At 61.4% G+C, this 21064-nt stretch carries 24 protein-coding genes; 11 read left to right on the top strand and 13 right to left on the bottom strand.

Annotation, left to right across the window (positions count from 1 at the left end):
* Nucleotides 1-11 precede the first annotated feature (11 nt).
* The 5 genes from QRN48_RS14670 to QRN48_RS14690 form a co-directional block, all read right to left on the bottom strand.
* Nucleotides 12-698, bottom strand: a complete 687-nt coding sequence (locus tag QRN48_RS14670) for an OmpW/AlkL family protein (protein ID WP_191945615.1) — start codon at nt 696-698, stop codon at nt 12-14.
* Nucleotides 699-1014: 316 nt separating this feature from the next.
* Nucleotides 1015-1539 carry a DUF3299 domain-containing protein gene (locus tag QRN48_RS14675; protein WP_285351343.1) on the bottom strand — a complete coding sequence of 175 codons (525 nt, stop codon included), beginning with the start codon at nt 1537-1539 and terminating at the stop codon, nt 1015-1017.
* 10 nt (nt 1540-1549) lie between these two features.
* On the bottom strand, nt 1550-2815 hold the full coding sequence (locus QRN48_RS14680; protein ID WP_037017780.1) for an ABC transporter permease: 1266 nt from the start codon (nt 2813-2815) through the stop codon (nt 1550-1552).
* 1 nt (nt 2816) lies between these two features.
* On the bottom strand, nt 2817-3527 hold the full coding sequence (locus tag QRN48_RS14685; protein ID WP_285351346.1) for an ABC transporter ATP-binding protein: 711 nt from the start codon (nt 3525-3527) through the stop codon (nt 2817-2819).
* Nucleotides 3528-3590: 63 nt separating this feature from the next.
* On the bottom strand, nt 3591-4175 hold the full coding sequence (locus QRN48_RS14690) for a DUF2796 domain-containing protein (protein ID WP_285351347.1): 585 nt from the start codon (nt 4173-4175) through the stop codon (nt 3591-3593).
* Between the two features lie 288 nt (nt 4176-4463).
* Here QRN48_RS14690 and QRN48_RS14695 point away from each other — a divergent pair, with 288 nt between their 5' ends.
* Complete coding sequence (locus tag QRN48_RS14695; RefSeq protein WP_191945618.1) at nt 4464-4817, top strand: hypothetical protein; 354 nt, start codon at nt 4464-4466, stop codon at nt 4815-4817.
* Nucleotides 4818-4963: 146 nt separating this feature from the next.
* Here the strand turns inward: QRN48_RS14695 and trxA are convergent, their stop codons facing one another.
* From trxA to QRN48_RS14710, 3 genes are all read right to left on the bottom strand, one after another.
* On the bottom strand, nt 4964-5836 hold the full coding sequence (gene trxA / locus QRN48_RS14700) for a thioredoxin (protein ID WP_037017791.1): 873 nt from the start codon (nt 5834-5836) through the stop codon (nt 4964-4966).
* A gap of 137 nt (nt 5837-5973) precedes the next feature.
* Nucleotides 5974-6639, bottom strand: a complete 666-nt coding sequence (locus QRN48_RS14705) for a class I SAM-dependent methyltransferase (protein ID WP_191945619.1) — start codon at nt 6637-6639, stop codon at nt 5974-5976.
* Nucleotides 6636-7088 (bottom strand): YbaY family lipoprotein, encoded by a 453-nt coding sequence (locus QRN48_RS14710; RefSeq protein ID WP_037017798.1) that lies wholly within the window; start codon nt 7086-7088, stop codon nt 6636-6638. The genes QRN48_RS14705 and QRN48_RS14710 overlap by 4 nt, the downstream gene beginning before the upstream one ends.
* Before the next feature lie 175 nt (nt 7089-7263).
* Here QRN48_RS14710 and nrdR point away from each other — a divergent pair, with 175 nt between their 5' ends.
* The 10 genes from nrdR to ribA all read left to right on the top strand — a co-directional run bounded on the left by nrdR (nt 7264) and on the right by ribA (nt 14850).
* A complete protein-coding gene (gene nrdR / locus QRN48_RS14715) occupies nt 7264-7728 on the top strand; it encodes a transcriptional regulator NrdR (protein ID WP_037017800.1) in 465 nt (154 codons plus the stop codon).
* A gap of 2 nt (nt 7729-7730) precedes the next feature.
* Nucleotides 7731-8870, top strand: coding sequence for a bifunctional diaminohydroxyphosphoribosylaminopyrimidine deaminase/5-amino-6-(5-phosphoribosylamino)uracil reductase RibD (gene ribD, locus QRN48_RS14720; protein ID WP_191945620.1), 1140 nt, complete (start codon nt 7731-7733; stop codon nt 8868-8870).
* Between the two features lie 46 nt (nt 8871-8916).
* A complete protein-coding gene (locus QRN48_RS14725; RefSeq protein ID WP_037017805.1) occupies nt 8917-9588 on the top strand; it encodes a riboflavin synthase in 672 nt (223 codons plus the stop codon).
* Nucleotides 9589-9605: 17 nt separating this feature from the next.
* On the top strand, nt 9606-10697 hold the full coding sequence (gene ribBA / locus QRN48_RS14730; RefSeq protein WP_037017807.1) for a bifunctional 3,4-dihydroxy-2-butanone-4-phosphate synthase/GTP cyclohydrolase II: 1092 nt from the start codon (nt 9606-9608) through the stop codon (nt 10695-10697).
* A 147-nt stretch (nt 10698-10844) separates the two neighbouring features.
* Nucleotides 10845-11321: a 6,7-dimethyl-8-ribityllumazine synthase gene (gene ribH, locus QRN48_RS14735; protein ID WP_037017809.1), complete on the top strand. Its 477-nt coding sequence runs from the start codon at nt 10845-10847 to the stop codon at nt 11319-11321.
* Complete coding sequence (nusB, locus tag QRN48_RS14740; protein ID WP_037017811.1) at nt 11318-11818, top strand: transcription antitermination factor NusB; 501 nt, start codon at nt 11318-11320, stop codon at nt 11816-11818. The genes ribH and nusB overlap by 4 nt, the downstream gene beginning before the upstream one ends.
* Nucleotides 11819-11855: 37 nt before the next feature.
* The gene (gene thiL / locus QRN48_RS14745) at nt 11856-12821 is read left to right on the top strand and encodes a thiamine-phosphate kinase (protein ID WP_285351353.1); all 966 of its coding nucleotides are present in this window, start codon (nt 11856-11858) and stop codon (nt 12819-12821) included.
* Nucleotides 12818-13327: a phosphatidylglycerophosphatase A family protein gene (locus QRN48_RS14750; protein WP_037017816.1), complete on the top strand. Its 510-nt coding sequence runs from the start codon at nt 12818-12820 to the stop codon at nt 13325-13327. The genes thiL and QRN48_RS14750 overlap by 4 nt, the downstream gene beginning before the upstream one ends.
* A gap of 52 nt (nt 13328-13379) precedes the next feature.
* A complete protein-coding gene (locus QRN48_RS14755; protein ID WP_285351412.1) occupies nt 13380-14126 on the top strand; it encodes a substrate-binding periplasmic protein in 747 nt (248 codons plus the stop codon).
* 106 nt (nt 14127-14232) lie between these two features.
* Entirely contained in the window at nt 14233-14850 is a 618-nt protein-coding gene (gene ribA, locus QRN48_RS14760) for a GTP cyclohydrolase II (protein WP_037017819.1), read from the top strand.
* 357 nt (nt 14851-15207) lie between these two features.
* Here ribA and dxs read toward each other — a convergent pair whose 3' ends face one another.
* The 5 genes from dxs to QRN48_RS14785 all read right to left on the bottom strand — a co-directional run bounded on the left by dxs (nt 15208) and on the right by QRN48_RS14785 (nt 21021).
* The gene (dxs, locus tag QRN48_RS14765) at nt 15208-17097 is read right to left on the bottom strand and encodes a 1-deoxy-D-xylulose-5-phosphate synthase (protein ID WP_285351356.1); all 1890 of its coding nucleotides are present in this window, start codon (nt 17095-17097) and stop codon (nt 15208-15210) included.
* 157 nt (nt 17098-17254) lie between these two features.
* Complete coding sequence (gene ispA / locus QRN48_RS14770; protein ID WP_285351358.1) at nt 17255-18142, bottom strand: (2E,6E)-farnesyl diphosphate synthase; 888 nt, start codon at nt 18140-18142, stop codon at nt 17255-17257.
* Nucleotides 18139-18381 (bottom strand): exodeoxyribonuclease VII small subunit, encoded by a 243-nt coding sequence (locus QRN48_RS14775; protein WP_037017828.1) that lies wholly within the window; start codon nt 18379-18381, stop codon nt 18139-18141. The genes ispA and QRN48_RS14775 overlap by 4 nt, the downstream gene beginning before the upstream one ends.
* Nucleotides 18382-19139: 758 nt before the next feature.
* Nucleotides 19140-19793, bottom strand: a complete 654-nt coding sequence (nfsB, locus tag QRN48_RS14780) for an oxygen-insensitive NAD(P)H nitroreductase (protein WP_285351361.1) — start codon at nt 19791-19793, stop codon at nt 19140-19142.
* A gap of 28 nt (nt 19794-19821) precedes the next feature.
* The gene (locus QRN48_RS14785) at nt 19822-21021 is read right to left on the bottom strand and encodes an L-dopachrome tautomerase-related protein (RefSeq protein ID WP_285351363.1); all 1200 of its coding nucleotides are present in this window, start codon (nt 21019-21021) and stop codon (nt 19822-19824) included.
* Between the last annotated feature and the right edge of the window lie 43 nt (nt 21022-21064).

A 21064-nucleotide genomic window follows, 5' to 3' on the forward strand; every position in this document is an offset into this window, starting at 1 on the left:
AGCGCAATCGCTCAGAACTTGTAACCTACGCCCACCATGTACACCCATGGATCGACGTCCACGTTCACCTTAGTCCGGCCAACGCTCAGCGCCGAAGGGCCGTCGAGCGTGGCTTGCGTGTCGATGTCCACGTACCAGACCGCCGCGTTAAGCATGATCTTGTCGGTCAGCATGTAGTCCGCGCCGACTTGGCCAGCCCAGCCCCACGAGTTCTTGATGTGCAGGTTATTCATGCCCTGGCCTTTGCGTTCGCTGCTCAGGTTTTCATCATAGAACCAGGTGTAGTTCACGCCGACACCGGCGTATGGCTGGAATTTCGACGTCGCGTCCATGGGGTAGTACTGCAACGACAGCGTCGGCGGCAGCTGCTTCACGTCAGCCAGCTTGCCATCCAGACCCGGGCCCAGGCCTTTGACCGCGACGGTGTGCTGGAACGGGGTTGCCGCCAGCAGCTCGACGCCGACGTGGTCGCTCAGCATGTACGCGAAAGCCAGACCGAGCTGGGTGTCGCTGTCGAGGGTCGCTTTGGTGCCAGGCACTTTGGCCCCATCAAGCTTGAGGTTTCCACTTTGTTCGTTGGGCGCCGTCGTCGCTGCACCTGCGCGGATAATGAAATCACCGGCCTGGTGGGCGTGAGCGGCGAGGGGGATACCGAGTGCAAGCGCAAGCAGGGGCGCGCTGAGCAGGTACTTGTGCATGGGGGGCTCCGTAAGGGCATAAAAAAGGGATGCCATATGTTACGAAGCGTCTAAATCGCGGTTTTTGACCTGGCTCAATGAAAAGGCGATTAATTTAGCGGTATTGGCGTCGGGCTGTGGGGGCTTGAGTGATGCACTGGTCCTATACGGCAGGCCCTTGGAATTAGCGATGAACAGCGATTCACTGTAGGAGCCGGCTTGCTGGCGAACGCATCAGCTCAGACGCTGCAGCATCGGCCGACCTGCCGGGTGCGCCAGCAAGCCGGATCCTGCAGTTCCGCGTCCAATCGAGCTCATCGGTGTATGGGATCAGTGCTCACTGCTCATCCGGCATTTCGTACACCAGAATCTTGTCCGCCTCCATCTGATACCCCGCATCAGCCAGTTCGCTGGTGGACGCCTTGACTTGCATCGGGCCTTCGATCCAGTACGGCTGATAGAGCTCATCCACCTTGACTCCCAGTTCGCTGGTCACGTGAACGATCTGGTTCGGCGGCGGCGGTGGGACGTGAATGCATGCGCCGAAATACGGCACAAGCAAAAACTCCGTCACCCGGCCTTCTTCGCTGACTTCCAGCGGCACGATGTACCCCGGCAGCCGCACCTGTAGGCCGTCCAGCGATTTGACCACCGGCGCATGGGGTGCGAGTTGATGCGCGGCGGGCGCCGATTCGACTGACAACGTGTCCGCCATGCTCGACAAATTATGAATGGGTGCCGTGATCAGCTTCACCGGCGGGGCGTCGGGCGGGATCATTTCCTGCCAGGTCAGCACGCGCAGATCCTGTGCCCACAGCGGCGCTGCGACGAGCATCAACAGCAGCATCCAACCCACTCGCATTACCACGCCCTCATAAACGAATCGACAACCCGTCCGCCAGCGACTGACGGTAGGCACGCCATGCCGGGACGGTCCCCATCAACAACGCGGCGCACAGAATACCCGCCAGCAACGTCCACTCGTACGCGCTGGGCAGTGACAACGGCAAATACAGTCCGTAGTTCGCCTGGACATAACCCTGCGCGGACGCGATGCCGATGTAAAGCAGCGCCAGCCCGCAGACCGAGCCCGCCAGCGCCAGCGCAAACGCTTCCAGCACCAACAGGCTGGCAATATGCCAAGGCCGCGCGCCTACCGAGCGCAGAATGGCCATCTCCCGGCGCCGCTCGTTCAAGCTGGTCAGAATCGCCGTTAGCATGCCGATCAATCCGGTGAGCACGACGAACAAGGAGATCACGAACAGGGCTTTTTCGGCCGTGCCCATCAGGCTCCACAGCTCCTGCAATGCGACGCCTGGCAAAATCGCCAGCATGGGCTCGCCGCGAAATTCATTGATATCGCGCTGCACCGCGAACGTCGCAATCTTGCTGTTCAGCCCGAGCATGAACGCGGTGATGGCGGTGGGCGTGAGGTCCATATTGCGCGCCTGATCGGCGCTGATACGCCCGGCCCCTTGCGCGGGCACGCCGTTATGCCAGTCGATGTGAATGGCCTCCATGCCGCCCAGGCTGATGTGCAGCGTGCGATCAACCGGGGTGCCGGTGCGTTTCAAAATGCCCACAACGGTGAAGGGTTTGTCGTCGTGCTTGACCAGGCTCACCGTCGCAACGCCGTGGGCCAGCACCAGCTTGTCCCCCAGTTTGTAATGCAGCGCGTCAGCCACCTCGGCGCCCAGCACGACTTCGAACGGGTCGGTGGCGAACGCTCGGCCGTCCGCCAGCTCCAGATGCTGCTGCCGGCCGTACTGGTAGTGCTCGAAATACGATTCGTTGGTGCCCATGACCCGATAACCACGATGGCTGTCACCGAGCGAGATCGGGATGGCCCATTTCACCTGCTTGCTGTTGGCGAAGTGCTCGAAGCTGTCCCAGCGAATGTTGTTGGTGGCGTTGCCGATGCGGAACACCGAGTACAGCAGCAAATTGACCGAGCCGGAGCGCGCACCCACGATCAGGTCGGTCCCGCTGATGGTGCTGGCAAAGCTGGCACGGGCTTCGGTGCGCACGCGTTCGACCGCCAGCAGCAGGCAGACAGACAGGGCGATGGCGAAGGCGGTCAGGAACGCGGTGAAGCGGCGGTTGGCGAGACTGGCGAGCGCCAGGCGAAGAAGATACATCTCAAACCTCTGCAGCGACGGCGGCGCGATTAAGGTCGGCCAGTGACAGGTGACGGTCGAACAGCGGTGCCAGGCTTTGATCATGGCTGACAAATAACAGGCTGGCGCCGGCGTCGCGGCATTCGGCGAACAGCAGCTGGATGAACGCTTCGCGAGTGTCAGCATCCAGCGCCGATGTCGGTTCGTCGGCGATGACCAGTTCCGGCTGGCCGATCAGGGCGCGGGCAGCGGCGACGCGTTGCTGCTGGCCGATGGACAGCGAGTCGGCGCGTCGGTTGAGCAGGCCCGCGTCCTTCAAACCCAAATGAGCGAGCAACGTCTCAGCGGCCTTATCCACGCTGCCATGGCGCTGCGTCGCCCGTTGCGTGCGCAACCTGGAAAAACGGCAGGGCAGCTCAACGTTCTCGCGCACCGACAGGAACGGCAGCAAATTGAACTGCTGGAAGATGTAACCGGTGTGATCGACGCGAAAGCGATCGCGAGCGCCGGCCGCCAGCTGGGTCAGTTCCTCGCCTAGTAAACGAACGCTGCCACGGCTGGGGCGTTGCACACCGCCCAACAATCCCAGCAGCGTGGTTTTGCCGCTGCCACTTGGGCCTTTGAGGAATAACGTTTCGCCGGCCTCCAGACGAAAAGTTGGGATGTCCAGCAGTTGCGGATGCCCCGGCCAACTGAAACCGAGTTCGGACAATTCAATAAGAGCTTGAGTCATGACCACACGTGCGTCTGAAAAGTGATCGGCCGGGAGGCCCGGCCGCCGAATAAGCCGGGCTGGTTAGAATTTGACCACCGGATTGCTCGGACGCACTTCGGCGCCCATCTGCCGTTTTGGTGTCACCAGTTGTACTTGAATGGTCTGGGTGGCGGGGAAACTCTTGAACAGCTGCGTCAGGTCAAGCTTGTTGATAACCGTCGGCACGCTGCAGGTGAACTGATAGTGGCCGTGAATTTCGCTGTGCTCGTGTTCGGCAGCGTCGCCATCGGCGTGGTCATGGTCATGGTCATCGTCGTCCTTGTCGCCGAACAACGTGCTTTCAACACGCTGTTTGGTGACGGTGCATCCAGCCGCTTCGGGGATGCTGAACAGGGCATGGGGCTTGAGCAGGGTTTCCTTGGCCAGCGCCAGGGTCATTTTGTCCGCGTCAGTCGTTGCCGCATGTTCAAAACCGACGATGTTCATCGCTGGCGTGTCCAGTTCCAGCTCCAGTGTCCGGCCGTCCAGCGCCATGTCCAGCCGCGCGACGCCATGCACATGTGCGCCAAGGCTGCCGTGCTCATGATCGTGGTCATGTTCGTCCGCGGCGTGGGCGATGGCGAGGGGCAGCAAGGCAAAGGGCAGGGCGAGTAGCAAACGACGCATGGGAAGGGCTCCGGAGATAGGTCTGAAATTTGTTATGTGATCTTATAACAATGTATTGCGAGGTTTCTTAACTTTTTCCGTGCAGCTTCTTGCGCCGAGTTTTCCCCAGCCTTTTGCAGGCGCGTGCTTGCTTGCGATCTCGGTACGCCTGAAGCAATTACGTCGTACGAACAGGAGCAATCGGGGGCAAGCGCGCCCCTACAACGGAGATTCGTGGTGGCGGGATCGCGTGCGGCTCCTCACATCCTGTGGGACCATGCCGGTCCGCTCTATCAGAGGACACACCTCATGCTGCGAATCCGTGGAACCGTTGGCGACCTGCCGGTGGACCTGACTGTGGAAATGGATGAGTCCGACTGGGCCCGGTTGGGAAGCCACTTGGGTATTCAAGTGCAGGACCCTGTGCCGCAAGGTGACATCTCTGCCAAGCCTGCCGCCAGCCGAAACGACGCCATTTGGGACATCGCTCAGGAACTGCTGCGCAAAGCGGGCCAGATGACCGGGCCTGACTTGCTCGGTCAGCTCGAAGGTTTGTCTGGCAGCACCGCTGCGGGCAAGCGCCTGATGGTACGCATGCGCCACAGCGCCAGCGTGAAGGTTGAGAGCCAGGGCGACACGCCGGTCTACCACTGGATCGAGTGACATGGCTCTGCCTCGTCACGCCTCTACCGATCGACAACCTGGCCATGTGGGGGCGAGCTTGCTCGCGAAGGCGGTAGTCCCAAAACATGTTCGAGCCTGACACACGGCCTTCGCGAGCAAGCTGTCACCCACAGGGTTTGACGCTGTCAGTAGAGCGCCGCAAACAACCGGCGGCGATAGGTGGTCACCAGCGGATGGTCGTTGCCCAGCAGGTCAAACACCTGCAGCAGCGTCTTGTGCGGCTGGCCTTCGTTGTAGCTGCGGTTGCGGATGAACAGCTTGAGCAACCCTTCCAGCGCCGCTTCGTATTGCTGACGGGACAGTTGCTGTATCGCTAACTGGTGGGCGGCTTCGTCGTCCTGCGGGTTCTGCGCCAGACGCGATTTAAGGTCCGCGACGTCAGGCAGCGCTGCGGCTTCAGCCAGGAAGGTCAACTGAGCCTTCGCGCCGGCCAGCGCAGCCTTGTGATCATCACCCTTGACCGCGTCGAGCACGGTGCGCGCTTCCGTGAGCTCGCCACGCTCGGCCAGGCAGCGCGCGTACAGAATCAGCGCGGCCGCGTTGGTGTTGTCCTCGGCAAGAATCGTCTGCAGTACGGCTTCGGCTTCCGCAAAATGGCTTTCGGCAAACATCGCTTGAGCCGTTTCCAGAGGATCGGCTGCGGCGGGAGGCGGCATCTGCACATGAGGCTCGAGCAGCGCCCGAATTTGTGATTCAGGTTGGGCGCCGGCGAAACCATCGACCGGCTGCCCGTCCTTGAACAGCACGACGGTCGGCAGGCTGCGAATGCCAAAGCGCGCAACGATGTCCTGCTCGGCGTCGCAGTCGACCTTGGCCAGCAATAATTCGCCCTGATAACTCTCGGCGATCTGTTGCAGCAGCGGCATCAGCACCTTGCATGGCGCGCACCACTCGGCCCAGAAATCCACCAGCACGGGTTTGTGAAACGAATTCTCGATGACCATCTGATCGAAAGTGGCAGTGGTCGCATCGAAGATGTACGGCGTGTCCTGGCTCATCGCTAGTCTCGAAAAAAAGGCTTGATGGCGCGAACTATAAAGGGCTGGGGGGAATGTCGAAAGCAGGCTTGATGCCCTGCCTCAAATGCAGGAGCGCGCTTGCCCGCGATCGGCGACGAAGTCGTCGTAGAACCGGCTTATTCGATAAGGGGCCGCTGCGCGTGATAAAGGCTCACCTTGCGAAACTCCCAAGGCTCTGCCAGATCCGGCAGCGTCAGCGCTTCAAGAATGCCCAGGCGTCTATACAGAGGATGCTGAAAATCCCGAACGCGGGAGTCGGCCACCAACGCCTGTTTCCCACGACTGAGAAACTGATCCAGCAAAGGCAGATTGGCGCGGTCGTATAGCACGTCGGCGACCAGGATCAGATCAAAGCGGTCTTCCTCGGCAAAGAAGTCGTTCGAATACTGCAGGGTCACGCCATTCAGCTCAGCATTGGCCCGGCAGGCCTGAATGGCCACGGGATCAAGATCACAGGCGACCACTTCAAGGGCGCCGGCTTTCATCGCCGCAATGCCTGCAACACCGGAACCCGCGCCGAAATCCAGAATTCGTTTGCCTTTAACCCACTGCGGCTGCTCGGCGAGGAACCGCGCCAGTGCCAGGCCGCTCGCCCAACAGAAACTCCAATAGGGCGGGTCTTCGAGAATGCGCCGGGTTTCCTCGGGGCTGAAGGCACGGTCCATATTGTTCGCGTCGATCAGCCATAACCTCAGGTCCGTGCCGGGCAGCGGCTCGGCGACCAGTTGCGCGTCGCCCAGCAGCTCGCTCAGTGCGGCTTGTAATTGATGCGGGGCGGTCACGGCGCAGGAGCGAATTGCAGCTGGCCCAGCGCCTGTGTGGTGGGTTGAGCGATCAGGACCGAAGGCAGGTGCAGAATCAACTGCCCTGATTGGCTGGCGCGGCCACGCAGCTCAACACGGGCACCCACCGGGAATGCTTCCGGATTGAAGCGCAGCTGGAACGGCAGCGACTGGTTGTTACCCATCAGCTTGGTACTGCTCAGCAGTTTTTGCGGGCGATTGCGGTCATCGATCACCAGCAAGGCCAGCTCGACTTCGGCGCCCGCCGGCACGCCCAGCAACTGACCGCTTAATTCGCGCTGGAAGGGCTGCAACGGGCCTGGGCCGTCCGGCAATTTAATAGCGTTGGGCGCCGGTTTGGCAGGTGTTGCAGGTTTTGGCGCCTCGGCCGTGCTGCAGGCGGCGAGCAGGCCCATAAGGCTGATTACAGCAAGCGTACGTAGCGTCATGAACAGCTCCAGACAAAAGCAGAATGCGGGCGAGGTATGCACGGCAACGCGCAGTATCGCCGAGTGTGGCGGGTTTCACCGCATCGGATGCGCGTCTATATACCTCAAACCCCGAGACTTGTCTTGCCGGCGAGATGCGCTACCATGGCCCTCCCTTTTTTTGTTGCCTGCCACCATGCACTGTCCCTTTTGCGGTGCCAACGACACCAAAGTCATTGACTCGCGCCTCGTTGCCGAAGGCGACCAGGTTCGCCGCCGCCGTGAATGCGTCGCCTGCGGTGAACGCTTCACCACGTTCGAAACCGCTGAGCTGGTTTTGCCCCGGTTAATCAAGCAGGACGGCAGTCGCCAGCCCTTCGACGAAGAGAAGCTGCGCGCGGGCATGCAGCGCGCACTGGAAAAACGCCCGGTCAGTGTCGAGCGTCTGGAAGCTGCTCTGGCCCACATCAAAAGCAAGCTGCGAGCGACCGGCGAACGCGAAGTGAAATCGCTGATCGTCGGTGAGCTGGTCATGGGCGAACTGCAGAAACTCGACGAAGTGGCTTACATCCGCTTTGCTTCTGTTTACCGGCGGTTTCAGGATCTCAACGAATTCCGCGAAGAAATCGACCGACTGGCACGCGAGCCGGCTAAAGAGTGAGCATGACCTCCACAGAGCAAAGCGTGCTGGACGCTGCCTATATGGCGCGGGCGCTGGAGCTGGCGCGCAAGGGCGTCTACTCGACCCATCCCAATCCGCGTGTGGGCTGCGTGATCGTCAAGGACGGCGCGATTGTCGGCGAAGGCTGGCACGTGCGCGCCGGTGAGCCCCACGCCGAGGTGCACGCGTTGCGTCAGGCGGGCGACAAGGCCAAAGACGGTACCGCTTATGTCACCCTCGAACCCTGTAGTCATCACGGGCGCACGCCGCCGTGCGCCGATGCGTTGGTCAATGCAGGCGTAGCGCGTGTGGTCGCGGCCATGCAAGACCCCAATCCCGATGTCGCCGGTCGCGGCCTGTTGCGACTGATGAACGCTGGCATTGCGGTGCAGAGCGGCGTACTCGAAGGCGAGGCGCGAGCGCTGAACAAGGGCTTTCTCAAGCGCATGGAACACGGCCTGCCGTATGTGCGGGTCAAGCTGGCGATGAGCCTGGACGGAAGGACGGCGATGGCCAGCGGCGAAAGTCAGTGGATCACCGGCCCCCAGGCTCGCTCGGCTGTGCAGCGCCTGCGCGCGCAATCGAGCGTGGTGCTGACCGGCGCCGACACCGTGCTGGCCGACAACGCCCGGCTCACCGTTCGCCCGGATGAACTGGGCCTCAACGCTGAGCTGACCGCACTAGCCTCGACCCGGCCGCCGCTGCGCGTGCTCATCGACGGTCGCTTGCGCGTGCCACTTGACGGACCGTTCTTCAAAGCGGGCAGTGCACTGGTGGCAACCTGCGCAGCAGCCTCGGCGCGCGGTCGCTATCACGACGAAGGCCATGAAATGCTGGCACTGGCCAGCAGCGGCGGTCACGTCGATTTGCGCAAACTGCTGACCGAACTGGCCGCACGTGGCGTCAATGATGTGCTGGTCGAGGCCGGGCCCAAACTGGCTGGCGCTTTTACCCGGCTGGGCCTGGTGGATGAATTCCAGCTCTTTGTGGCGGGCAAGTTCATGGGCTCCTCGGCGCGGCCGTTGCTGGACCTGCCGCTCGCGCAGATGAGCGAGGCGCTCGAACTCAAGATCATCGAAATGCGCGCCGTGGGTGATGACTGGCGAGTCATTGCGATACCCGCGCCGCACCCCGGCGTATAATTTCGGCTTTCGCGCCCTGCGCTGGCCCTGTTTTCCAGGAGCACCCATGTTTACCGGCATCATTGAATCCATCGGCAGCATCCGCGCCATTACTCCGAAAGGCGGCGATGTCCGCGTTTACGTAGAGACCGGCAAGCTCGACCTTTCCGACGTCAAACTGGGCGACAGCATCGCGGTCAACGGCGTCTGCCTGACTGCCGTTGACCTGCCTGGCGACGGCTTCTGGGCGGATGTCAGCCGCGAGACGCTGAACGTCACCGCCTTTGTCGATCTCAAAACCGGCAGCCGCGTCAATCTCGAAAAGGCCCTGACGCCGACCACCCGCCTGGGTGGGCACCTGGTCAGTGGTCACGTTGATGGTGTCGGCGAAGTGTTGTCGCGGGAAGAGAACGCCCGTGCGATCCAGTTCCGCATGCGCGCCCCCCGCGAACTGGCCAAGTACATTTCGCACAAGGGCTCGATTACCATCGACGGCACCAGCCTGACCGTAAACGCGGTCAATGGCGCCGAGTTCGAGCTGACCATCGTCCCGCACACGCTGGCCGAAACCATCATGGGCGACTACCGCCCGGGCCGGAAGATCAACCTGGAAGTCGACCTGCTGGCACGTTACCTCGAGCGTCTGCTGCTCGGTGACAAGGCCGCCGATCCGACGCCAGCTCAGGGCGGCGGCATCACTGAAAGCTTTCTGGCCTCCAACGGCTACCTCAAATCCTGAATTGAAGGGGGTGCCGCGTGGCGCTCAACAGCATCGAAGAACTGGTTGAAGACATTCGCCAAGGCAAGATGGTCATCCTCATGGATGACGAAGACCGCGAAAACGAAGGCGATCTCATCATGGCCTCCGAGTGCGTCAAGGCCGAGCACATCAACTTCATGGCCCGTTACGCGCGCGGCCTGATCTGCATGCCAATGACCCGTGAGCGCTGCGAGACTCTGAAATTGCCGCTCATGGCGCCGCGTAATGGCTCCGGCTTCGGCACCAAGTTCACAGTGTCCATCGAAGCCGCCGAGGGCGTGACCACCGGTATTTCCGCCGCCGACCGCGCGCGCACCGTGCAGGCCGCTGCGGCGAAAGGCGCCAGAGCCGAAGACATCGTCAGCCCGGGGCACATCTTCCCGCTGATGGCGCAGGCGGGCGGCACACTGTCCCGCGCCGGTCACACCGAAGCGGCCTGTGACCTGGCGCGCATGGCCGGTTTCGAACCCACGGGCGTGATCTGCGAAGTCATGAATGACGATGGCACCATGTCCCGCCGCACGGAGCTGGAAGCCTTCGCCGCCGAGCACAACATCAAGATCGGCACCATCGCCGACCTCATTCATTACCGGATGATCCACGAGCGTACCGTTCAGCGGATTGCCGAGCAGCCGCTCGACAGCGAATTGGGCCAGTTCAATCTGGTGACCTACCGTGATTCCGTTGAAGGCGACGTGCATCTGGCGCTGACGCTGGGCAGAATTTGCGCAGAAGAAGCCACGCTGGTTCGCGTCCATAACATGGACCCGCTGCGCGACCTGTTGATGGTCAAGCAGCCCGGCCGCTGGAGCCTGCGCGCAGCCATGACCACCGTGGCCGAGGCTGGAAGCGGCGTGGTGCTGTTGCTGGGGCATCCCCTCGACGGCGACACAGTGCTGGCCCATGTGCGTGAGACTGCGGGCGGCACGCCCATCAAGACGCCGACCACTTACAGCACGGTCGGGGCCGGTTCGCAGATCCTTCGTGACCTCGGCGTGCGTAAAATGCGCCTGATGAGTTCACCAATGAAGTTCAATGCGATATCCGGTTTCGATCTGGAAGTTGTAGAATACGTGCCCTCCGAATAAAGACCGGCAGGCGACAGGCCCCGACAGCGCTCAGCTGTGGGTGGTTCTTGCCCCTGCGGTCCCCCGATTCGTGGCCTAAAATCCCTGAGAGCGCGCACTGATGCGCGCTTTCATGCTCTTTAATACGAGAACACGAGACTCAGCCGAATGACCCTGAAGACCATCGAAGGTACCTTCATCGCCCCCCAAGGCCGCTATGCCCTGGTGGTTGGCCGCTTCAACAGCTTCGTCGTCGAAAGCCTGGTGAGCGGTGCCGTTGATGCCCTGGTTCGCCATGGCGTGAGCGAGAGCGACATCACTATCATCCGCGCACCGGGCGCGTTCGAAATCCCGCTGGTTGTGCAGAAGGTCGCTCAACGAAGCGAATTCGCCGCCATTATCGCGCTTGGCGCCGTCATTCGTGGCGGCACCCCGCACTTCGAATACGTCGCTGGCGAATGCACCAAGGGCCTGTCCCAAGTGTCCATGGAGTTCGGCGTGCCTGTTGCTTTCGGCGTGCTGACGGTCGACTCCATTGAGCAGGCGATCGAGCGCTCCGGCACCAAGGCGGGCAACAAAGGCGCTGAAGCAGCCCTTTCCGCTATTGAGATGGTCAGCCTGTTGGCGCAGTTGGAGGCCAAGTGATTAACGACGAAAGCGATCAGTTCAACCCACGCGATCCCCGTGCGGCAGACGCTGGCAAGCCCTCTAAAAGCGAGAAGCGTCGTGCAGCTCGGCAGATGGCGACCCAGGCGCTGTATCAGCGCCACATGGCGGGTCAGGCGCTGAACGAAATCGAAGCACAGTTTCGTGTCGACAACGACTTCACCACGGTCGATGCCAGCTATTTCCACGACATTCTGCACGGCGTCCCGGCCAATCTGGACAAGATCGACGCGGCGCTGGCGCCGTGTCTGGATCTGACCATCGAAGAACTGGACCCGGTGGAGCTGGCGGTATTGCGTCTGTCGACCTGGGAGCTGCTGGAGCGCATCGACGTGCCGTACCGCGTGGTCATCAACGAAGGTATCGAGCTGGCGAAAGTCTACGGTTCGACCGACGGCCACAAGTTCGTCAACGGTGTGCTCGACAAGCTGGCTCCGCGCCTGCGTGAAGTCGAAGTAAAGGCTCACAAACGCTAAGGTTTCCGGGTTTCCCCGGAACCTGAGCGTCTGCGCCATGGGCGAGTTCGAGCTGATCCGCAATTACTTTGCCGCTGCGCCCTGTGCGCAGCCAGGCGAGGGCGTTGCCTTGGGCATCGGCGATGACTGTGCTCTGTTGTCGGTGGCAACTGGCGAGCAACTCGCTATCTCCACTGACACGCTGGTCGCGGGGGTGCACTTCCCCGAGGTCTGCGATCCCTTCCTGCTTGGCCAGCGCGCACTCGGCGTGTCGGCCAGCGACCTGGCTGCCATGGGCGCCAGCCCCCTCGCATTTACCCTGGCTCTGACGCTGCCGCAGGTTTCCGCCGACTGGCTGGAAGCCTTCGCGCGCGGTTTGAACACAATGGCCCAAAGCTGCGGCTTGCGCCTGATCGGTGGCGATACAACACGCGGGCCGTTAAGCATTACTGTCACTGTGTTCGGCACTGTTCCTGTCGGGCAGGCATTGACCCGAAGCGGCGCCAGGCCAGGCGATCTTCTGTGCGTGGGAGGTCCGCTGGGGGACGCCGCAGGGGCGTTGCCGCTGGTGTTGAACCAGCGAAGCACCGAAGCGTCTACCACTCAGGCCTTGCTGGCGCGTTACTGGTCGCCGCAGCCGCAGTTTGGTTTGGGAATGGCGCTGCGGGGCAAAGCCAGCGCAGCGCTGGATATCTCCGACGGGCTGCTCGCCGATTGCGGTCATATCGCAACGGCATCGGGCGTACGCTTGCTCGTTGAGCGCGAAAAAGTGCCCATGTCTGACGCGCTGCTGAGCTTTTTCGGATATGACGCGGCGTTGAATGCCGGGCTCAGTGGGGGCGATGACTACAGACTGGCGTTCACACTGCCGCCATCATGGCTGGCTGAGTTACAGGCCGCAGGCTGGCCTGTCTTCGTTCTGGGTCGAGTGGTCGATGGGCAGGGTGTGGCGCTGATCGATTCACTCGGGCAAGACGTCACTCCGTTGACTCGGGGCTATCAACATTTTCAGGAGACACGGTGACAGATCATCCTAATCAGGTCCCGGCGGAAAACGTTCCTCCGTCCGTATGGACCAATCCGTGGCATTTCCTGGCCTTCGGTTTCGGCTCCGGTACACTGCCCAAAGCGCCGGGCACCTGGGGCTCCATGGTCGCTGTGCCGTTTATTCCGCTCTGGCAAATGCTGCCCGACTGGGGTTACTGGCTGGTCCTCGGCATCACCATCCTGTTCGGCTTCTGGCTATGCGGCAAAGTGGCCGACGACCTGCGCGTTCACGACCACGAAGGCATCGTCTGGGACGAAATGGTCGGGATGTGGATCACCTTGTGGCTAGTGCCCGAGGGTTGGGTCTGGCTACTGGTGGGTTTTCTGGTGTTCCGCTTTTTCGACATTCTCAAGCCCTGGCCCATCCACTGGATCGACAAACACGTGCACGGCGGTGTCGGCATCATGCTCGACGACGTTCTAGCCGGCGTCTTCGCCTGGTTGGCGATGCAGGGGCTGGTCTGGCTGTGGGCTGTGATGTAGGCCGCCTATGAACCGTGTCGTGGCGCGTCTTCTGTTAAGCCTCGGGCTGCTGATGCTCGCCGCTTCGGCGACTGTATTTGGGGCGACGCCTGCATCGGCCGACGAGAAGCCTTCCGATATTCTGCTGGTGAGCGAGCACTGGATTGGCTACACCGAAGCCGACGGCACCGGCTTGGGCTGGGAACTGATGCGCGAGATATTTGAGCCGGCCGGCGTCAAGGTCGAGCAGCGCATCGAGCCCTATACGCGGGCGGTGGGCCTCGTACAGCGGGGCGAAGCCGATGCCTGGATTGCCGCATACAAGGATGAAGTGGAAGGTACGCTTTACTCGGTGTGGCATTACGACATCGACGAGATTTACGGCCTGGGTCTGGCATCGAAACCTGCGCCTTCCCTCAATACGCTCGCCAAGTATCGCCTGGCATGGGTGCGCGGCTACGAATACCAGCACTACCTGCCGAATGTGCTGCACTTCAACGAAGTCGCCCGACGCGATCACATCCTGCCGATGCTTGAATACGGTCGCTCCGACTTGTACATCGATGCCAGGCCGGAGATGGATTTCATTCTTGCTCAAAGCAGCGATCCGCAGCGCTACCGTTTGACGTACCTGACTTCCATCCCTTTGTACCTTAGCTTCGCTGATACGGTGCGGGGGCATGCCTTGCGCGATCTGTTCGATGCCCGGATGAGTGAACTGGTGCGCAGCGGCAAGCTGAGGCCTGTATTTGCAAAGTGGAAGCATCCCTATCCGTTCGATGCGTCCGCAGGTGAGGCTCGGACGGGTGCGAGCCACTGATCAAACTTGTTGATCTGATTGGTCGGTAATTCGGCCTAAGCGTCCGCCGGAACCTGCTGTTACAATGTTGCGAATTTCCAGCCCTCATACTGATCAGGAGCACACGGTGCCTGTCGTATTTGTCGCGGCTTCCAAGCTGCCTACGCCTTTTGCCACTTTCAAGATGAACGGCTTTCTCGAGCAGGAAAACGGCCGTGAGCATGTCGTTCTTACCCTCGGGGATGTAGCAGACGGCGCCCCTGTCCTTGGCCGTGTGCATTCCGAATGCCTGACCGGTGATGCGTTGTTCAGTCAGCGTTGCGACTGCGGTTCTCAGCTCGAAGCGGCATTGCGCGCCATTGCCACAGAAGGTAGGGGCGTGCTGCTGTATTTGCGTCAGGAAGGCCGGGGTATTGGTTTGATGAACAAGATCCGCGCTTATGAACTGCAGGACGGTGGCGCTGATACCGTCGAAGCCAACGAACGCCTGGGCTTCGCCGCTGACCAGCGCGATTACGCCATCTGCCTGCCGATGCTTGAACACCTGGGCATAAAGTCTCTGCGTCTGATGACCAACAACCCGCGCAAGGTCAAAGCCCTGACTGACATGGGCATCACCGTCGCCGAGCGAGTGCCGCTGCATACCGGCCACAATCCGCACAACAAGCTCTATCTGGCCACCAAGGCGGGCAAACTGGGCCACATGATGGGCAACGAGCATCAGAGCGAAGTTGACCCGGCCTGACACTTCGCATCTTATGCCACCACGACCACAGACATGCCGCTTCGCGAGCAAGCTCACCCCCACAAAATGGCGGTTGTTCCTGAAATAAGGGGCGACGAGCAACTGTAGGAGCGCGCTTGCCCGCGAAGGCGTTGTATCAGCCAACACCGCAACCCCAGACACACCGCCTCGCGAGCAAGCTCACTCCTACAAGGGTGCCGGTCTCCGGAAATAAGGGGCGACAAGCAACAGTAGGAGCGCGCTTGCCCGCGAAGGCGTCTTATCGGCTTACGACGTGGCGGCAGGTATATCGCTTCGCAAAAAAGCCCACTCCCGCCCCAGCATCGCTGCGTCAGGAGTGGGCTTTGTCGGCAAATACTACATTTTGAGCAGGCGTTGATTGATCGAAGCTTCGATACCGGCAGCATCCAGCCCGCATTCTGCAAGCATCTGCGCCGGTTTGGCGTGTTCGACGTAGGCATCCGGAAGACCCAGATGCAGCACTGATTTCAGGATGTTTTCCCGAGCCAGAAACTCGCTGACTGCCGCACCCGCGCCGCCCATGATGGCGTTCTCTTCCACAGTGACCAACAAGTCGTGGCTGCTGGCCATTTCAATCACCAGTGCCTCGTCCAGTGGTTTGACGAAACGCATATCTACCACGGTCGCATCGAGCTTGTCTGCGACGAGCATTGCCTCGGTCAGCTGTACGCCGAATGCCAGAATGGCGATCTTGCTGCCAGTGCGGCGAACCACGCCCTTGCCGATTTCCAGCGGATCGAGTCCGCTTTCGATGACGGCATTCGGGCCATTACCGCGCGGATAACGCACAGCCGCAGGGCCTTTGAATAGGTGGCCGGTGGTGAGCATTTTGCGCAGCTCGTTTTCATCGCTCGGCGTCATGATCAGCATGCCGGGGATGCAGCGCAGGTAAGAGAGATCGAAACTGCCGGCATGGGTCGGACCGTCTTCCCCGACGAGGCCTGCTCGGTCGATGGCGAACAGCACGTCCAGGTTCTGCACCGCAACGTCGTGGATCAACTGGTCGTAGCCGCGCTGCAGGAAGGTCGAGTAAATCGCAACGACCGGCTTGGCGCCCTCGCAGGCCATACCCGCCGCCAGTGTAACGGCGTGCTGCTCGGCGATGGCCACGTCGAAATACCGATCGGTGAACCGCTCACTGAACGCAACCAGATCGGAGCCTTCCTTCATGGCGGGCGTGATGCCCACCACGCGCTCGTCAGCCTCGGCCATGTCGCACAGCCATTGCCCGAAGACGCCCGAATACTTGGGCCCGCCGGCTTTTTTAGGCAAAACCGGAGCGTTCAACGGGTCCAGTTTGGTGATCGCGTGATAGCCAATCGGGTCCACCTCGGCCGGCGCGAAGCCTTTACCCTTTTTGGTAACCACGTGCAGAAATTGCGGGCCTTTCAGATCACGCATGTTGCGCAACGTGGCGATCAGGATCGGCAAGTCGTGGCCGTCGATCGGGCCGATGTAGTTCCAGCCCAGCTCTTCGAACAAGGTGCCGGGGACCAACATGCCTTTGGCGTATTCCTCGGTACGACGAGCGATTTCCCACGCGCCGGGCAGACGCGACAGCACCTTCTTGCTGCCCTCGCGCATGCTGCTGTACGTGCGACTCGAAAGGATTTTCGCCAGGTAATTGGACAGCCCGCCCACATTGCGCGAGATAGACATGTCGTTGTCGTTGAGGATCACCAGCATGTCGGCGTTGACTTCGGGCGCGTGGTTCAGCGCTTCGAAAGCCATGCCGGCAGTCAGTGCGCCGTCGCCGATCACGGCAATCGACTTGCGCTCGCTGCCCTGCAACCGGGACGCAACTGCCATGCCCAGCGCTGCACTGATAGACGTGCTGGAGTGGCCGACGCCGAAGGTGTCGTACTCACTCTCGCTGCGACGCGGGAATGCCGCCACTCCGCCTTTCTGGCGCAGGGTCGACATATTCTCGCGACGGCCTGTAAGGATTTTGTGCGGGTACGCTTGATGACCGACGTCCCAGACCAGCCGGTCGTCGGGGGTATCGAAGACGTAGTGCAGCGCTACGGTCAGCTCAATGACACCAAGGCCTGCGCCGAAGTGACCGCCGGTCTGGCCAACGGTATAGAGCAGCTCCAGGCGCAGTTCGTCGGCCAGGGCTTCAAGCTCTGCTTCACCTAACCGGCGCAGGCCGTCCGGCGTCACTGCCTTGTCGAGCAGAGGCGTGGACGGGCGCTCGCGGGGAATCTCTTTGAACGTCGTGGGCATCAGGCGAATCGTTATAAGTAAAAGAGGCGGCAGTTTACCTGATGCATTGCAGGCTGCGCACGATGTGCAGCATTGCGATGTTCACAGGCAACGATTGCCGAAGGGAACGGGCAGCAGCGATGTGCTGTTTGTGCCCGTCAAGTCCTATGACCTGCGCTCAGTTGCGGCGTTCGACGATATAACGCGCCAAGGCTCGCAGCGGCTCGGCGCCATCGTCGAATGGTCGTAGCGCAGCGAGGGCCTGATCACGCAATTCGAGCGCGTAATGCTTGGCTTCTTCCAGACCCAGCAGCGCCGGATAAGTCGGCTTGTCGCGTGCGATATCGGCGCCCTGGCGTTTGCCAAGCGTCGCGGTATCGCTCTCGACGTCCAAAATGTCGTCCTGCACCTGGAAGGCCAAACCCACGGCACGGGCGTAGATCTGCAGGGAATCGAGCTGGACCTGCGTCGGGTTGCCGCTGGCCAAAGCGCCGAGCCTGACACTGGCTTCGATCAATGCGCCGGTCTTGTGCCGGTGCATGAACGCCAACGCCGTCTGATCGAGTTTGAGTCCCACCGAGCCCAGGTCGATGGCCTGGCCGCCGACCATACCGGCAGGTCCTGCGGCGTGGGCGAGGGCGGCGACCATTTTCAGGCGGGTGTCGGCGTCTTGGGGTGTCAGCTGTTTATCAGTCAGCACGCTGAAAGCCAGCGTCTGAAGGCCATCGCCAGCGAGAATGGCGCAGGCTTCGTCGAAGGCCTTGTGGGTGGTCGGCAGGCCGCGACGCAAATCATCGTCGTCCATGGCCGGCAAGTCATCGTGTACCAGCGAATATGCGTGGATCAACTCGACCGCGCAGGCCGCGCCGTTTGCGTGTTCGGCATTGCCGCCCAGAGCTTCGCAGGCGGCGTAGACCAGCAGCGGGCGCACGCGTTTTCCGCCATTGGTCACGCTGTAGCGCATGGCGTCATAAAGACGGGTGAGTTCGGGGGCGGGCGCGTTGAACAGGGTCTCCAGCGCCGCATTGACGCGCGCTTGGCAGAGGGCCTGATACGCCGCGATCATTCCGGCTGATCCGCTTCGAATGGCTCTTCGGCCAATTCGCCGTCCCGCTCCAGCAGTACCTGAACCTTTTGCTCAGCCTGGGCCAGCGCACTTTGACACTCTCGCGTCAGGCGGATGCCTTGTTCGAAAGCGGTGAGCGAGTCTTCGAGCGACAGCTCGCCGTTCTCCAGACGCTCGACGAGCACTTGCAAATCCGTGAGGGACTGTTCGAAATCCAGTGCAGCTTTCTTGCGGGCCATGGCGGCTATCCCGGTAGACGTTAAACCGGCAGGACACTAGCAGAGCTCAGGCATCGGGGCAAATGAGAAGGTGAGGCACGATCCCTGGCAACAGGCTTGCTGGCAAAGGCGGGGGTCAGGAAATGGAAATTTCCTGACGCCCGGCCCGTAGGAGCCGGCTTGCTGGCGAATGCGCTGTGTCAGCAAGCGGAAAGTCATCTGACCGAACCCGTTCGCCAGCAAGCCGGCTCCTACAGGTCATGTGCCAGGGCATGCACCGCGTGTTGTCCGAGCCAGCGTTGTTGCGCCAGGTGCGGTCATGCGAAGGTTATCTTCCACCCTCAATGCGCCGCCTGACACCCGGCCCGTAGGAGCCATGGCATGCACCGCGTGTTGTCCGAGCCAGCGTTGTTGCGCCAGGTGCGGCCATCCGAAGGTTGTGTTCCACCCCCAATGCGCGGCCTGACACACCATCCGTAGGAGCCGGCTTGCTGGCGAAAGCGTCGTGTCAGCAAACGGAAATTTATCTGACCGAACCCGTTCGCCAGCAAGCCGGCTCCTACAGGTCATGTGCCAGGGCATGCACCGCGTGTTGTCCGAGCCAGCGTGGTTGCGGCAGTTGCGGCCATGCGAGGGTCTATCTTCAGCCCCCAATGCGCGGCCTGACACACCATCCGTAGGAGCCGGCTTGCTGGCGAAAGCGCCTGGTCAGCAAATGGAAATTCATCTGACCGAACCCGTTCGCCAGCAAGCCGACACCGCGACGCGGAAGATTGCGATCAGATAAACGTAAACACCGCCTCGGCCGGCAGGCGTGATTTTGGCAGTTTGGCGTTGAAGTCGCTGTCGCTGCGATAGCCCAGGCTGACCACCACCAAACTGGTAAATCCCTTGTCCCGCAAGCCCAGTTCTTCGTCGAGCTTTTTGAAGTCGAAGCCTTCCATGGGCGTAGCGTCCAGGCCCAGCGATGCGGCGCCCAGCAATAAAGTGCCCAGCGCCAGATAGGTCTGCTTCTCCATCCAGTGCTGCACGTCTTTCTGATCGTACTTGTGCATGCTCACATAGCCGCGCCGGGTCTTGTCTTGACCGGCTTTGGCCTCGTCACTGGCAAAACGCCCGTCGAGTGCTTCCTGCGCCAGCAGCGCTTGCAGGTGCGACTCCGGCATTTCGGTGAGCGTGCACAGGACGATCAAGTGCGAGGCGTTGAGCATTTTCGCTTCGTTGTAGGCAAATGCGCCTTCAGCGGACTTGGCCACACGCGCCTTGCCCTGCTCGTCAGAGGCAACGACAAAATGCCAGGGCTGTGAATTCACCGATGACGGGCTGTGACGCAGTTGATCGAGCAGCTCGTTGATTGTTTCCTGAGGGATCTTGCGTGAAGCGTCGAACGCTTTGGTGGTGTAGCGCGATTTTGCAAGGGCGGTCATCTGCATGATGGAGCTCCGAAATTAAACGATGAGATCAGCGAGTGGGGGCTGGCGCGGCGTCGATCTTCACCCGCAGCAGGCTGTAAGGTTTCTCGCGCAGGTCCTTGCCGTCATGGAAGCCGGCCTGGCGCTGCAACTGGTTGGCAGTGAAATACAGATAGCCGTCCGGGCCCACCGACAAGGTGTCAGGCCAAAGCACTCGGGGGTCGTGGACGATGGTCTGCCAGCTGCCGTCGGCAAGGCGTTTGCGGATGCCGTTATGCTCGTAGTCGCCGGCGTACACCGCGCCGTTGGCGTCCGCTTCCAGACCGTCGGAGGCGCCTTTCTCGCCGAGGTCTTTGACCGCAGCGCTCAGTTGCGCCTCGCTGACCTTTGCATCGCGCAACAGAGCCGTCGGTACCGCGAACAAGTGGCGGCTGGAGAGTGGGCTGAAATACAGCGTATTGCCGTCAGGCGACAGGGCGATGCCATCCGATGCCACGCCCAGTGTCTTGGGCTTGCCGTCAGGACCTTTGCTGACCAGCGCGGCCTGACCCTCCACCACCGGGACGAACGTTGGGTCCACCGACGTGGATTTTGCCCCGCTCAAGCGCCGGATCGCTTTGCCGCTGGCGATGTCCATGACGATGATCGCGCCGGGGCCCGAGACCGATGAGTCGGTCACGTACACCGTGCCTTCCTTGCCGGTACGGAAATCAAAGCGCATGTCATTGACGTAGGTGCTCGGCAAGATGACGTTGGCCGGGAAGACCAGGGTCTTCACCACTTTGTTCGTGGCAAGGTCCACCGCGACCAGCTTGGCGCCCCCGGCTTTGGGCGCTGCGAAATTCGGCGCAGCGGTGTCCAGCAACCAGACGCGGCCTTGTCCGTCGGCAACCACGCTCTGTACGCTGATCAGCCCCTTGGCCGGATCTTTAGGGTCCGCCTTGTTGAAGGACGCGTCGGGGTAAGCGACCACTTTGCCGTCGCGTATTTCACCGACGGTAAACGCCACGTCATCGCCCCACTGCGGGAAATTGACGAAGATGCGCCCGGTCTCCGTGACCGTCACGCCCGTTGGCATCGCGTCATGGAAGGTGAACACCTGTTCCAGCTGACCGATGGTTTTCTCTGCCGGAGCGTTGGCGGGGAAGGGTGAAGCGCTGGCGGCTACTGCAGCGGCCGAGCTGTTCTGGCTGATCAGAGCGACTGAAAGCGCCAGCGTCGACCAGAGGATGTTGTGTTTAGCGGACATAAGCGAACTCCAGGCCTGCCGCGGCAGGCCATTCAAAAAATAT

The organism is Pseudomonas sp. ME-P-057, from assembly GCF_030208975.1.
Classification (GTDB): Bacteria; Pseudomonadota; Gammaproteobacteria; order Pseudomonadales; family Pseudomonadaceae; genus Aquipseudomonas; species Aquipseudomonas lutea.